The sequence below is a fragment of the Natrinema sp. LN54 genome (genome assembly GCF_052439245.1).
GTDB classification, from domain to species: domain Archaea; phylum Halobacteriota; class Halobacteria; order Halobacteriales; family Natrialbaceae; genus Natrinema; species Natrinema versiforme_A.
Window position 1 is genome coordinate 80764 of record NZ_JBQVRP010000003.1, and the last position, 14659, is coordinate 95422.

Here is a 14659-nt window from a genome sequence, read left to right on the forward strand (position 1 = left end):
TGTCCGCCGAGTGAGCCCCGACAGCAGGCTTTTGGAACGCGGCAGGGACGTGGTACCATGCAACTCGATTCCGTGCGAGTGCTCGATCTGTCGCACCTGCTCCCGGGACCGTACGCGACGCAACTGCTCGCCGACGCGGGTGCCGACGTGGTGAAAGTCGAGGCCGTCGATTCGGGCGACGGCGCGCGGCGGATGCCGCCGATGACCGATCGCGGCGTCGGCGCACTGTTCGACGGCGTCAATCGCGGCAAGCGCAGCGTCGCGCTCGACCTGAAATCGGGGGCCGGACGGCGGGCGTTCTACCGGCTGGTCGAGACGGCCGACGTCGTCTTCGAGCAGTTCCGACCCGGCGTTGCCGAGCGACTCGAGATCGGGTACGAGACGCTACGCGAGTACAACGCGGACCTGATCTACTGCTCGCTGTCGGGCTACGGGCAGACGGGGCCCGATGCCGAGCGCGCGGGCCACGACCTCAACTACGTCGGGGTCGCCGGCTTGCTCGATATGACCCGCGAGGACGAGTCGATGGCACCGCAACTGCCGGGCTACCAGATCGGCGACCTCGGCGGCGGGCTGTTCGCGGCCTTTTCTATCGTCGGCGGCCTCCTCTCGCGGGAACTCGGCCGCGGTGGCGGCGAGTACATCGACGTGGCCATGACCGATGTCGTCGCCTCCTTCTCGCAGGCGGTCGCCTACGAGGCGCTCACCGGCGACGACCCACGGCCCGGCGAGACCGCGCTCACCGGCCGGCTCCCGTGGTACGATGTCTACGAGACCGCGGACGGACGGTACGTGACTCTCGCCGCACTCGAGCCGAAGTTCTGGAACGCATTCTGCGAGGAAGTCGGCCGCGAGGACCTCGTCGACGCCCACGGGAGCGAGGACCCGGCCGAACTCGAAGCCGTGCGCGAGGAACTGACGGCGCTGTTCGCGGAGCGCTCGCGGGACGCGTGGCTCGAGGCGCTGTCCGACGAGGCGACGGTCGGACCGGTGTGTACGCCGGCCGAAGCCCTCGAGCACCCCCAACTCGAGGCCCGCGGGCTGATCGAGCGGCCGGCCGACGCACCGCCGCGGGTCGGGTTCCCCGCCGCGGGATCGGCCGCGCCCGAAGACTGCGACGAGTCCGTGCCGGCCCACGGCGAGCACACCGACGAACTGCTCGCCGCGGTCGGCTACGACGAGGACGAGCGGGCCGACCTCCGCGGGACTGGAGCGATTCGCTGAGGGGTCGTCGGTGCAGCACGACAGCAGTTACACCTCGATTGCCAATCTATGGGTTCGCGGACCTATAGCTTTACAATGCTGTATGCGATCATGGATGATATGGAATACCACGACTCGGAGAAAGCGACGGACGTTGCGGGGCGGGTAGAAGACTTCATGGACGAAGTCGTCATTCCGCGCGAACGAGAGGCGCTGGCCACGGGCGAGGAGATCACGATGGACGAGATCGAGGAGATGTGGGAGCTGGCCAAAGAGCGCGATCTGTTCGCCCCGCAGGTTCCCGAGGAGTACGGCGGGCAGGGCTTGGACTTCAGCGACATGCTGCCGTCGTTCGAGCAGGTCGGGCGCTCGCTCATCGGCGCGCTGTCCCTCCGCGCGAACGCGCCCCAAGAGGGGAACATGCACACCTTGGAGATGGTGGGAACCGAAGAACAGAAAGCGGAGTACCTCCGCCCGCTCGTCCAGGGCGAGCTCTCCTCTGCGTTCGCGATGACCGAGCCCAAACAGGGCGGCGGCTCGGACCCGAAGATGCTCCAGAGCACCGCCGTCAAGGACGGTGACGAGTGGGTCATCAACGCCCACAAGTGGTGGACCTCCGACGGGTTGAACGCGGACTTCTATCTGGTGATGGCCCGGACCGATCTGGACGCCCACCCCTACGAGGGCACTTCGATCATCCTCGTTCCGCGGGACGCTGACGGCGTCGAGGTCGTGCGGAACATCCCCCATCTCGGCGGTCACGGCATCACCGAACGCGAGGGCGGCCACGCCGAAGTGAAGTTCGACGACGTCCGGGTTCCCGTCGAGAACACGATCGGCGAGGAAAACGAGGGGTTCCGGATCGCCCAGATGCGACTCGGGGGCGGCCGGCTGACCCACTGCATGCGCTACTCCGGCATGGCCGAGCGCTCGCTCGACATCGCCAAGGCCTACCTGCAGGAACGGGAGGCCTTCGGCACGAAACTCGAGGAGAAACAGGCGCTGCGCCACCGCATCGCCGACGCCGAAACGCGGCTGCACGCCGCCCGCTGTATGGTTCGCCACGCCGCGCGCGAACTCGACGAAAGCGACGCCCGCATCGAGGTCGCGATGTCGAAGATGTTCACCGCGAACGTCACCAACGAGACGATCGACCTCGCTCTGCAGTGTTGTGGCGGCAACGGGATCGGCAAGGACCTCCCGATCGCGCACTTCTACGAGAACGTCCGCGCGTTCCGCATCGTCGACGGGGCCGACGAGGTCCACCGCCGCTCGATCGCCCGCTGGGCCTTCGACGACGTCGACGAGACCGAGATCGAGAACGCGCTCCAGTTCGACGAGGACCTGCGTATCGACGCCCTCGATGACTGACCGAACGGAGTCCGGGGCCCGTAAGCGGTTCCGGTACGTCGACCGTGTCCGAATCGCGGCCGCGATGAGACGCGGACAGCGCGGTCCCGGCCGGGGCTCGAGCGACGCGAAACGACAATCCGACGCGGCGACCGACGCCGCCGCGGGGGGTCGCCGTGCCGACTAAGCCCCTCGCGGACCTCGAGGCGATGGTCGGCGACTCGCGGGTCACCGTCGAGGAGTTCCGGATCGAACCCGGCAAGGTCGAGGAGTTCGCGCGGGCCATCACGGCCGAGGACCCCGTTTTCCGCGACGAGGCGGCGGCCGCCGACCGGGGCTACGACCGCGTGCCCGCACCGCTTACGTACACGCAGGTCGGCCGGTTCCCGCGGTACACGCCCGACGACGTCGACGGGAAGGGCTTCGACCTCGGCTTCCGACCGGAGTACGTCCTCCACGGCGAGCAGGCCTACGAGTACGAGCGCCCGGTCGCCGTCGGCGACGTGCTCGAGGGGACGACCACCCTCGCCGACATCTTCCAGCGCGAGGGCGGCCGCGCGGGGACGATGACCTTCGCCGTCCTCGAGACGGAGTACCGGACCCGGGACGGCGAACTCGTGCTCACCGACCGGTCGACCGCGATCGAAACGGAGGGCGCGGTCGACGACGAAAGCGACCCCGACGATTCCGCGAGCGACGCCCCCGACGCGACCGAGCCCGACGGCGGTACCGCCGGCTCGGAGTCGGCGGTGCCCGCGACCGCGGCGGACGAATTCGACCGCGTCCGTACCGCCGCCGATCTCGCGGTCGGCGACGCCGGGCCGACGGTCGTCGTCGAGGACCTCGAGCGCAAGCAGTTCGTCAAGTACGCGGGCGCCAGCGGCGACTTCAACCCGATCCACTACGACGAGCCCTACGCCACGGCCGCGGGCAACGAGAGCGTCTTCGGGCAGGGGATGTTCACCGCCGGCGTCGCCTCCAGAGTCGTCACCGACTGGTTCGACCTGCGGGACGTGACGAGTTTCGGCGTCCGGTTCCAGTCCCGCGTGTTCCCCGGCGACACCGTCGTCGCGACCGGCGAAGTCGTCGATGTCGACCGGGAGTCGGGAACCGTCGAAACCGAACTCGAGGCGTCCACGGCCGACGGCGAGACGCTGCTGACCGGAACCGCGACGGCCGCCCTCGAGTAGCGCGCGCGGGCCGGATGCCGACCGGCGAGTGGTGAAAGATCCGGCGTATCGGCCGCGGAACGGCCGATGTTCGGCCGTTTGTTGATTACACACCTAGCTGTGTAATTCCTCGAGAGACGGATTCGAGGGAGAGATAGCGCCAACTCGTCTTCGCGCGTTCGAAGTCGAACTCGCGGTGGTCGGGTCGCCGACTACCCGGTTGAACGCGAGTTATTGACAGATATGACACTATATCCTGCAGTTGACAGTGCGGATTGGCTCGTGGTCCGATCTCACGGATACACCGAACGAAACGCAACCGCAGATTCGAGGTGAACCGTTCGTTCGGGATCGAGACGTAAACCGGGCCACCTCGCCAGTTTCGTCGCTATCGTCGATCGGCTCGGACACGCCTTCGGTCCGGGTTCCGTCGCGGACTCGAGACGTCACTCGGGGACGGGCGACGTTTTGCGGGGCCAGTTCTCCACCCAAGAGATATTCGATAGGACGGGAGAGTTGGCAGATTCGTTCGAAGTGGTTCGCTTCATCTCCGTCAGCCGGCCTCGTCCGCTCGCTCGGCCATCATCGACGCGGCCGTGGCCGCCCAATCGCCCCAGACGAACCCGATCGCGACGACGAGCGCCCACCACGCGTAGCTGAGCACGATCCCGACGTAAACACCGGTGAGTCCGTAATCGAACGAGATACCGGCGAGATACGAAAAGCCGAGCAGGAACCCGGCGGTCCCGGTGAATCGGGCGTAGAAGGGGGTGCGCGTATCGCCCGCACCGCGGAGACTCCCCGACAGCGGGAAGAACAGGCCGAAGAAGAACATCGAGACGCCGAAGACGCGAGCGAAGGTCGCGGCGTACTCGAGGGTGGCCGGGTCGGAGGTGAACAGCCGGGCGATCGGGGTCGCGCCGACGAGCAGGACGATTCCGGCGAGTCCGAGCGTGAGGACGCTCAGCGCCGTGATCGCCAGTCCCGCGAACCGCGCGTCGTCGGGCCGGCCCTCGCCGAGGGTCTGTCCGACGACGATGCTCGCGGCGACGCTGTAGGAGCGGTACAGCGGGCCGCTGAACTGCTGGTAGATCCGTCGCCCGATGTGGTAGGCCGCCGTCACTTCGGTGCCGAAGGTGAGCAAGAGCGCGTTGAAGGGGAAGTTCGCGAGCGAGGTGCTCATTCCTTCGGCGAAGTTCGGCAGGCTCACCGCGACGAGTTGGCGCGTGATCGTGAGACTCCGCGGGCGAGCGAACGAGAGGTCGGTCCGATCGACCGCGATCGCGGCCGTGATCGCGACGGCCTCGACCGTGCGGCCGATCGCCGTCGCCAGCCCGACGCCGACGATTCCGAGCGCCGGGAGGCCGCCGAGACCGAGCCCTAACCCGGCCGTCGCACCGATGTTGATCACGTTCGCGGTACCGTTGACCACCATCGGCGTCCGCGTATCGCCGGTGCCCTGCAGCGAGCGCGCGCCGACGAGACCGACGATGCGCATCGGCGCAGCGGCGAAGACCAGCGCGAGGTAGCGCCCGCCGGTCTCGGCCACGTCGGGGTCGGCACCCAGCAGGGCGATCAGCGGCCGGGACAGGAAGAGCCCGACGAGCACCAGCGGCAGTCCCAGCAGAAAGCCGATGAGAAGCGCCTGCGTGATCGCCCGGTCTCGAGTCGCCGCCGCACCCCGGCCGGTGTCCTGACTCGAGAGGGTAATCGCGCCGGTTCCGAGGCCGAGTCCGATCCGCAGCGGGAGCTGGGCGTAGAGATCCGCGAGCCCGACGGCGGCGACGGCGGTGGGCGAGAACAGGCCGGTGACGATGATGTCGACTGTGCGCATCAGCGTGTTGAGCGTCTGCTGGATCGCGATCGGCCACGAGAGGGCGATCGTCCGCCGCCAGACGCGCCGGACGCGCTGGAACCAGTTCCCGTGTTCGGCCATACAGCGGCTAGGACGGACAACCGGCGGATCAACGTGTTGGTTCCGATAGGGGTCGACGCCGCGCTCGGCGGCCGACGTGGGCGGGTAGTTCGAGAGCCGTGCGATGAGTCGATGCCGCACCCCTATTTTATCATTGTTAAATACTGATGCCGTTTTGTGGAACAGTCGGGATGTTGTGTCGGATAACCATGAACGAATTTATGTGGCAGCCGACCGATGCTGTGCTCATGCGACTCGAAGATCAGACGGTAGTCATTACGGGTGCAGCGTCGGGCATCGGGCAGGCGACGGCCGAGCGCTGCGCCGAGGAGGGCGCACGCGTCATCGTCACGGACGTCGACACCGACGGCGGCGAGGCGGTCGCACAGGCCATCGAGGAGGACGGCGGCGACGCGGCGTTCTACGAACTGGACGTCACCGACAGCGACCAGTTCCACGCGGTCGTCGATGAAATCGCCGAGACCCACGGTCTCGACGTGATGATCAACAACGCCGGCACCGGGCATCCGGGCGGCAGCCTCGAGACGCTCGAGGACGACATCCGGGACTTCGTCATCGACATCAACATCAAGGGCGTCTGGAACGGCTGTCACGCGGCGCTTCCGCACCTGAAAGAACAGGGCCACGGTGCGATCGTCAACGTCGGCTCGCTGGCGAGTATCCTCGGGCTCCCCAAGCAGTCCGCCTACTCGATGAGCAAGGGCGCGGTCCTGAACATGACGAAGGCCGTCGCCGCCGAGGCCGGCCCCCACGGCGTCCGCGCGAACACGGTCTGTCCCGGCTTCACCGAGACCTCGCTGCTCGATCAGTACCTCGAGGAGCAGGAGGACCCCGAGACGGCCCGCGAGCAGATGATCGAACAGTACCCGCTCAAGCGGCTGGCCGAGCCGGAGGAAATCGCGGACGCGATCCTGTTTCTGGCGAGCGAGGAGTCCTCGTTCGTCAACGGCCACGGGCTGGTCGTCGACGGCGGCTTCTCGGCGTGAACTGAGCGGCCGCGACCGCCGTTTCGCTCACTCCTCACTCCTCGCGGACCAGCGCCACGCTCGCGAGCTGGTCGCCCGCGGTCACGGTCGCCTCGCGGGTGAGCGCGTAGAGCACGCCGTCCCGGTCCGCGCGGGCCTCGTGGAGCGGCTCGTAGGTCGTCGGGTGATAGACCGTCCCGATCGGCGTCCCCTCCGTGATCGACGCTCCGACCTCGAGTTCCGGCTCGGGCCGGAAGAGTCCGGAGTCGTCGGCGGTGACCTGTCCGAGGTGGTTCCGCGCGACGATCGGATCGCGGTCGGGAACGTCGCCCGGGAGGAGACCGAGGTACCGACAGACGTCGAGCAGTCCCTCGACCCCCTCCGCGACGACCTCCTCGAGGATCTGTTTGTTGTGGGCGAGTTCGGGCGTGATCGACGGGATACCCTCCTCGGCGGCAGCGACTCGAAGCTTTCCCGCGAAGCCGCGGCGGTGCCACTCGTCGGGGGCCTCCTCGTCGGCCTGCTCGGACAGCAGGAGGTCGGTTCCGAAGGCGTCGGCGAGGCTGCGCGAGCGCTCGTCGTCCTCGCGGTAGACGACGTGGGGAAGCATGTTCGGGCTCCCCGTGTGGAGGTCGACGAGGGCGTCGGCGGCCGTGACGTACTCCCAGAGGCGAGCGGCCATGCGCTGGTGGAGGCTGCCCTCGTCGTCGCCCGGCCAGATCCGGTTCATGTTGGGGTTGACGCTATCGAGTTGCTCCGGAGTGGTGTAGGAGACGCGATCGAACGTCAGCGGGTTCGCGACGGGGACGGCGATCACGGTCCCGGACAGCGACTCGAGGGGCAGGCGCTCGTGGAACCGCCGGAGCACCTCCGTTCCGTTTATCTCGCGGCCGTGCTGGGCCGCCTGCACGTACAGCGTCGGGCCCGGCTCGTCGCCGCGATAGGTGTGGACCGTCGTCGTCAGTTCCACGCCCGACGGCAACCGGGCGAGCGTGATCGGCTCGGCCGTGTGCGTGCCTGCGCTCATGTCCGGACATTTCACGTCCCGCGGTATGTACCTGCGGCCGCCCCTCGCCACCATCGCCCGGATTCGCAGCTGAAAATAGCGGAGGAAGAGCAGTGGCTTACCAGTGAACGTATTCGGAGAGCTGCGCTGTCGCCTCGTCGACGATATCGTTCCGCAGTCTGCCCTGGTAGCTCTCGATCAGGTCCGAATCGATCGAATTGACCGACCACGGCATGATCGAACTCGATCGAGGCGCACCTCCCTCTTCCCAGTCCGCCTCGTCCAGCGGGATTCGGTCCTCGTACCACGTCCGATTCGTGACGAGAGCATGATATATTGCTCCCCGTGAAACGGCGTCTTCTCGTAATCGATGAGTAGAAACGGACGACCGCTCGAGCCATCTCTGAACGGATCGAGAGCGACGACGACGTCGCCGCGCTCGTAACTCATCGCTATTCGTCCTCGGCAGCGTGTTCCCGCCACTCCTCGAGGTCTTCTTCCCCGTATCGCTCGTCCAGCGCCTCCATGATCCGGTGTGTGCGGTATGCATCGCGAACGGTCTCTCGTTCACCGATCGCCCAGTAGTCTCCCTTGTGTCGAACGAGGTTCCGGTCCTCGAGGCGGCTGAGAACCGTCCCGATCGAATTTTTCTTGATATCGATCCGTTCAGCGATCTCGGAGGGGGTGTACGCCTTATCGTCGTTCGTCGCGAGGAATCGAACGACCATCTCACCGTTCGTGAGTGTATTCAGTTCGTCACTGGAACTCTCATCGAACGTCTCGATGTCGATCGGCATGGATGTCAATAGCGTACAGAGAGTCATAGGTGTTTTCCTGTAAGTGGAGTAAGCGATTACACGAGGGCAGCCTCATCCGAGCGAGACCACTAGCGTTTTCACTCGTCCCGCCGTCCCGGAACCTATGGGAGACGTTACTGCGACGCTGCACACCAACAAGGGCGATATCGATGTCGAACTCTACGACGAGCGCGCGCCGCGGACCGTCGATAACTTCGTCGGGCTCGCGACCGGCGGCAAGACCTGGGAAGACCCCGAGACGGGCGAGGAGGTCGATGGCGAGCCGCTGTACGACGACGTCGCCTTCCACCGCGTCATCGAGGGCTTCATGATTCAGGGCGGCGACCCGACCGAGACCGGTCGCGGCGGCCCCGGCTACCAGTTCGACGACGAGTTCCACGACGAGCTGCGCCACGACGACGCGGGCATCCTCTCGATGGCCAACTCCGGACCCGACACGAACGGCTCTCAGTTCTTCATCACGCTCGACGCCCAGCCCCACCTCGACGACCGCCACTCCGTGTTCGGCAAGGTCACCGACGGGATGGACGTCGTCCGCGAAATCGGCACCGTCGACACGAACGCGAACGACCAGCCGAAAGAAGCGGTCGTCCTCGAGTCGGTCTCCGTCGACTACGAGTAATCGCCGTCCGAACCGACTTTTTCGATCGATTTTACGGTGGGTCGCGCGCTCGAGTCGACTCGAGCGCGACCCCCCACCGCTTGCGACCCGAATCCGATAGCGTTAGGTCGACCCCGCGCCCACGAGCGGTATCACTCGCTATCGACGACCGCTACTGGCCGGCATCGCCTCGAGTCTCGGACTCGTGCTCGCGGGCTGTGCGAGCGACGGCGGAGACGAGACGGACGAAGAGACGACTCCCGACGCGGACGAGTCCGCGACGACCGCAGCAGTAAGCGGCGACCGCACGGCGACGCTGCACACGAGCGAGGGCGATATCGAGGTCGAACTCTACGGCGACCGCGTCCCCCGAACCGTCGAGAACTTCGTCGGGCTCGCGACGGGTGAGCGCGCGTGGACCGACCCCGAAACGGGCGAAAAAGCCGAGGGCGAACCGCTGTACGACGATGTCGCCTTCCACCGCGTCATCGAGGACTTCATGATCCAGACCGGCGACCCGACCGGCACCGGTCGCGGCGGCCCCGGCTACCGGTTCGACGACGAGTTCCACGAGGACCTGCGCCACGACGACGCGGGGGTTCTGAGCATGGCCAACTCCGGCCCAGACACCAACGGCTCGCAGTTTTTCATCACGCTCGCTCCCCAACCCCACCTCGACGGCCGCCACGCCGTCTTCGGGCGAGTCGTCGACGGAATGGATGTCGTCCGCGAAATCGGCAGCGTCGAAACCGACGGCAACGACCGGCCGACGGACGCCGTCGTGCTCGAGTCGGTCTCGGTCGACGGCGAGTAGGGTGACCGCCGCGGAGGCGGCGACGGACCTCGGAATCGCCGGCCTACGGGCCGGACCGTTCCGTTCGACCGGAACGGACCAAGACGTTTTACCGTATGCGCTGCTGTATTTCGGTGAATGGGATCGTCGTCCACTGACGCGGACCAAGAGACGCGTATTCGCCGACAGGAGGTCATCGCGGACCTCAGTCAGCAGGCCCTCGAGACGGGGGATCTCGAGGGGTTGTTGGGCGACGCGGCGACGGCCGTCGCGGAGACCCTCGCCGTGGAGTACTGTCCGATCTTCGAACTACGGACCGACGGCACGGCGGCCGTTCTGCGCGCGGGGAGCGACCTGCCGACGGCGTGCATCGGATCGACGACCGTACCCGCGGAGCGGTCGTCCTCCGCGGGACGCGCTCTTCGGGCCGACGAGCCGGTCGTCGCCGAACTCGACGGCGACGAATCGCCGTTCTCCGGGCCGGGGCCCCTCGCCGCCGCCGACGTTACCGGCGGCGTCACCGTCCGGATCGGGTCGAGCGACGATCCGTGGGGCGTCGTGGGCGCGTACACGACCGACGGTCGGACGTTCTCCGACGCCGACGGCGCGTTCCTCGAGCGCGTCGCGGACGTCCTCGGATCGGCGATCGAAAACGCCCGCACGCGACGCGACCTCGAGCGGACGGAACGGCGGTTCGAGGCGATCTTCGAGGATCCGAACATCCTCGTGGGACTGCTCGAACCCGACGGAACGGTCCTCGACATCAACGGGACGGCGATGGAGTACATCGACGCCGATCTCGAGGACGTGACCGGCGAGCCGTTCTGGGAGACGCCGTGGTGGAGCGGGGACGACGACGTGAGCGAGGACGTACGGGAGTGGACCGAACGGGCCGCCGGCGGCGAGTACGTGCCCTTCGAGGCCGATCTCACGGGACCCGACGGCGAACGGTACACGCTCGAGGGCGCGTTCCGCCCGGTCACGGACGACGAGGGGACCGTCACCTCGGTGATCGTCTCGGATCGCGACGTCACCGAGCGCACGGAACGCGAACGCGAACTCGAGGAGTCCGAGCAGCGCTACCGGACGCTGGTCGAGCACTTCCCCAACGGCGCCGTCGCACTGGTCGACGAGGACCTCACCTACCGGACCGTCGGTGGGAGCCCCACGGACACGGCCGGTGCCACGGTCGATGAGGTCGAGGGGCGACCGGTCTCGGCGGTCGTCCCGTCGTCGCTGGCCGACGACCTCGTGCCGCGCTACGAGGCCGCCCTCGAGGGCGAGTCGAGCGCGTTCGAGGCGACCATCGACGGCCGGGTCTTCGACTTTCAGGTCGTCCCCGTCCGCGACGACGACGGCGAGGTGTTCGCCGCGCTCGGCATGTCCCAGGACGTTACCGAGCGCCACGAGTCCCAGCGCCAACTCGAGGAGTCCGAGCGACGCTACCGGACGCTGATCGACAACTTCCCGAACGGCGCGGTGGCGCTGTTCGACGAGGACCTGCGGTACCAGATCGTCGGCGGGACCGCCTTCGAGGAACTCGAGGACTCGTCGGAGACGATCGTCGGGAAGACCGTTTGGGATCGGTATCCGCCCGACTTGGCCGAGCGAATGGCAGCGTCGTTCGAGGCCGCCCTCGAGGGCGAGCCCAATTCCTTCGAGATGTCGCTTCACGACCGGGACTGGATGGCCTACACGGTCCCCGTCACGGACGACGACGGAGAGAGCGTCGGCGGGATGGTCATGAGCCAAGAAACCACCGAGCGCAAGGAACGCGAGCGGAAGCTGCGCGAGCGCGAGCGCCGCCTCGAGCGGTACAAGGAGTACACCGACGAGATCCACGACGCCATCGACGACGTCTTCTACGTCGTCGGTGAGGACGGCTCGCTACAGCGGTGGAACCGGAGTGTGGCCGAGGTGACCGGCTACACCGAGGCCGAACTCGCCGCGATGGAGCCGACGGACCTCATCGCGACGGACGACCGAGCAGCGGCCGTCGACGCCATTCGCCGCGGGTTCGAGACGGGATCGGTCAGCGCGGAGCTGGCGGTTCGGACGAAAGACGGCGACACCGTTCCCTTCGAGTTCAACGCGTCGCGACTCGAGGACCCGTGGGGGAACACCGTCCTCGCGGGCATCGGTCGCGACATCACCGACCGGCTCGCCCGCGAGCGACACCTCGAGCGCTACGAGACGATCGTCGAGGTGGTCGACGACGGCGTCTACGTCGTCGACGAGGACGGCTACTTCACGATGGTCAACGAGACCTACGCGGAGATGCTCGGCTACGAGCCAGCGGACCTCGTCGGCGCGCACGTCTCGTTGGTCGTCGACGACGAGATCCACGACCGAATCGAAACGCTCGAGGCGACCGCGGAGAGCGGCGACGAGTGGCCGACGATGGAAGCCGACCTCCGGACGGCCGACGGCGAGACGGTCCCCGCCGAAGCGAACTTCGCGACGCTGCCCGAAGACGACAGCGACTGGCACCGGGTCGGGATCGCCCGAGACATCAGCGAGCGCACGGAACGGGAGCGCCGGCTCGAGGAGTCCGAACGTCGGTACCGGACGCTCGTCGAGAACTTCCCCGACGGCGCGGTGGGGCTCTACGACGAGGACCTCGAGTACATCGTCGTCGGCGGCGAGGCGTTCGACGATCTGGGGATCTCGGAGGACGAGGTCGCCGGCGCGACGATCGCCGAGCGGTACCCGGACGACCTCCTCGAGGAAGTCGAGCCGTACTTTCGGGCCGTGTTCGACGGGGAGGCGAACACGTTCGAGTTCCGGGCCTACGGCCGAGACATTTTGGCCCACACGCTCCCCGTCCGAAACGAGGACGACGAGATTTTCGCGGGCATGGTGCTGGCACAGGACGTCACGGAGCGCCGCGAGTACGAACGGAAAATCGAGGACTCCAACGAGCGCCTCGAACAGTTCGCCTACGCGGCCAGCCACGACCTGCAGGAACCGCTGCGGATGGTCACGAGTTACCTCACGCTGCTCGAGAACCGCTACGCGGACGCCTTCGACGAGGACGGGCAGGAGTTCCTCGCGTACGCCGTCGACGGGGCCGACCGGATGCGAGAGATGATCGACGGCCTCCTCGAATATTCGCGCGTCGAGACCCGCGGCGACCCGTTCGAGCCGATGGACCTCGAGGCGGTCGTCGACGACGTGCTGGCGGACCTCCAGTTCCGGATCGAGGAGACCGACGCCGAGATCACCGTCGAAGCGTTACCCCGCCTCGAGGGCGACGCGAGCCAGTTACGGCAGGTGTTCCAGAACCTCTTGTCGAACGCGCTCACCTACAGCGGGGACGAGCCCCCGCGGATCCACGTCGGCGCCGAGCGCCGCGAGGCGCCACGCGCCTCGGACCGGCGGCGCACGGAACGGGGTTCCGCGGACGAGCGAGCGGCGAACTCGTTCGAGACAGCGAAGCCGTCTCCTGATGACGGAAGTCCCGAATCGACTTCCGAATCACCGCGAGAGGACGGCGACGCCGCGGAGAACGCCGGCGACGAGTGGGTGATCTCGGTCGCGGACGAGGGAATCGGCATCGACGACGAGGATCAAGATCGAGTGTTCACCATCTTCGATCGCCTCCACAGCCGCGAGGAGTACTCGGGGACCGGTATCGGCCTCGCGCTCTGTGAACGCATCGTCGAACGCCACGGCGGCGACATCTGGGTCGAATCCGAGCCCGGCGAGGGATCGACATTCTTCGTCGCCCTTCCCGCCTCGCAGGCGGAGTAGTACGGTCTCGAGTCGCCGGCCCCCGTCGCGACGACGAAACGACAACGCCCCGGGACTTTACTCACGCGCGGTCATATTGCGGGTATGGGCTGGACAGCAGACGAGATCCCCGACCAGAGCGGACGCACGATCGTCGTCACGGGCGCGAACAGCGGCATCGGTCTCGAGGCCACCCGCGAACTCGCGCGCAACGGCGCGACGGTGATCATGGCCACCCGGAGCACCGAGCGCGGGGAGGACGCGGCCGACGAGATCCGCGAGGATGTCCCCGACGCCGACCTCCGCGTCGAGGAGTGCGACCTCGCCGACCTCGAGTCGGTTCGGGACTTCGCGGACCGACTCGCGGACGAGATGATCGACGTGCTGATCAACAACGCGGGGGTCATGGCGATCCCGCGCTCGGAGACCGAAGACGGCTTCGAGACCCAGTTCGGCGTCAACCACCTCGGCCACTTCGCGCTGACCGGACTACTGCTCGAGAATCTGGCGACCGACGAGGGGGAGCCGGCACGGGTCGTCACGGTCTCGAGCGGCGTCCACGAGAACGGCGAGATCGACTTCGACGACCTCCAGGGCGAGGCGTCCTACGACAAGTGGGACGCCTACGCCCAGTCGAAACTGGCGAACGTGCTCTTCGCGTACGAACTCGAGCGGCGGTTCCTCACCGCGGATATGAACGCACAGAGTATGGCGGTACATCCGGGCTACGCCAACACGCAGCTACAGGTCCGCGGGCCCGAGCAGAGCGGGAGTCGGCTCCGGAAAGCGGCGATGAAACTGATGAACGCAGTGGCCGCCCAATCGGCCGAGATGGGCGCGCTGCCGACGCTCTACGCCGCGACTGCGCCCGAGGCCGAGGGCGGCGCATACTACGGCCCCGGCGGCTTCCAGAACATGCGCGGGGCCCCCGAGCGACAGGCCTCCTCGGATCGATCGTACGACGAGGAGACGGCCCGTCGGCTGTGGGCGGTCTCGGAAGAACTGACCGGCGTCACGTACGACCTGCCGGAGCCGAAAGCCGAGGTCGCAGCGTAGGGCTGGGGGCCCCGCGCTCGTCGTCACCTG

12 protein-coding genes are annotated in these 14659 nt (G+C 67.3%); 9 read left to right on the top strand and 3 right to left on the bottom strand.

Annotated features, from left to right (window positions below):
* Positions 1-57: 57 nt before the first annotated feature.
* From ACT4ML_RS09720 to ACT4ML_RS09735, 4 genes are all read left to right on the top strand, one after another.
* Positions 58-1224: a CaiB/BaiF CoA transferase family protein gene (locus ACT4ML_RS09720; protein ID WP_444720684.1), complete on the top strand. Its 1167-nt coding sequence runs from the start codon at positions 58-60 to the stop codon at positions 1222-1224.
* A 99-nt stretch (positions 1225-1323) separates the two neighbouring features.
* Positions 1324-2574, top strand: coding sequence for an acyl-CoA dehydrogenase family protein (locus ACT4ML_RS09725; RefSeq protein ID WP_444720685.1), 1251 nt, complete (start codon positions 1324-1326; stop codon positions 2572-2574).
* Positions 2567-2740 carry a hypothetical protein gene (locus tag ACT4ML_RS09730; protein ID WP_444720686.1) on the top strand — a complete coding sequence of 58 codons (174 nt, stop codon included), beginning with the start codon at positions 2567-2569 and terminating at the stop codon, positions 2738-2740. Before ACT4ML_RS09725 ends, ACT4ML_RS09730 begins: the two co-directional genes overlap by 8 nt.
* A complete protein-coding gene (locus ACT4ML_RS09735) occupies positions 2730-3743 on the top strand; it encodes an FAS1-like dehydratase domain-containing protein (protein ID WP_444720687.1) in 1014 nt (337 codons plus the stop codon). Before ACT4ML_RS09730 ends, ACT4ML_RS09735 begins: the two co-directional genes overlap by 11 nt.
* A gap of 532 nt (positions 3744-4275) precedes the next feature.
* Here ACT4ML_RS09735 and ACT4ML_RS09740 read toward each other — a convergent pair.
* Positions 4276-5658 carry an MATE family efflux transporter gene (locus tag ACT4ML_RS09740; protein WP_444720688.1) on the bottom strand — a complete coding sequence of 461 codons (1383 nt, stop codon included), beginning with the start codon at positions 5656-5658 and terminating at the stop codon, positions 4276-4278.
* 227 nt (positions 5659-5885) lie between these two features.
* On the opposite strand from ACT4ML_RS09740, the gene ACT4ML_RS09745 reads away from it, so the two are divergent.
* Entirely contained in the window at positions 5886-6644 is a 759-nt protein-coding gene (locus ACT4ML_RS09745; RefSeq protein WP_444720689.1) for an SDR family NAD(P)-dependent oxidoreductase, read from the top strand.
* Between the two features lie 34 nt (positions 6645-6678).
* Here the strand turns inward: ACT4ML_RS09745 and ACT4ML_RS09750 are convergent, their stop codons facing one another.
* Positions 6679-7650, bottom strand: a complete 972-nt coding sequence (locus ACT4ML_RS09750; RefSeq protein WP_444720690.1) for a succinylglutamate desuccinylase/aspartoacylase family protein — start codon at positions 7648-7650, stop codon at positions 6679-6681.
* Positions 7651-8081: 431 nt separating this feature from the next.
* Complete coding sequence (locus ACT4ML_RS09755) at positions 8082-8426, bottom strand: MarR family transcriptional regulator (RefSeq protein WP_444720691.1); 345 nt, start codon at positions 8424-8426, stop codon at positions 8082-8084.
* A gap of 124 nt (positions 8427-8550) precedes the next feature.
* Here ACT4ML_RS09755 and ACT4ML_RS09760 point away from each other — a divergent pair, with 124 nt between their 5' ends.
* The 4 genes from ACT4ML_RS09760 (at position 8551) to ACT4ML_RS09775 (ending at position 14629) form a co-directional block, all read left to right on the top strand.
* Positions 8551-9069, top strand: coding sequence for a peptidylprolyl isomerase (locus ACT4ML_RS09760; RefSeq protein ID WP_444720692.1), 519 nt, complete (start codon positions 8551-8553; stop codon positions 9067-9069).
* Between the two features lie 184 nt (positions 9070-9253).
* Entirely contained in the window at positions 9254-9862 is a 609-nt protein-coding gene (locus ACT4ML_RS09765) for a peptidylprolyl isomerase (protein WP_444720693.1), read from the top strand.
* A 117-nt stretch (positions 9863-9979) separates the two neighbouring features.
* Complete coding sequence (locus ACT4ML_RS09770; RefSeq protein WP_444720694.1) at positions 9980-13594, top strand: PAS domain S-box protein; 3615 nt, start codon at positions 9980-9982, stop codon at positions 13592-13594.
* A gap of 84 nt (positions 13595-13678) precedes the next feature.
* Positions 13679-14629, top strand: a complete 951-nt coding sequence (locus ACT4ML_RS09775; RefSeq protein ID WP_444720695.1) for an oxidoreductase — start codon at positions 13679-13681, stop codon at positions 14627-14629.
* Positions 14630-14659 lie beyond the last annotated feature (30 nt).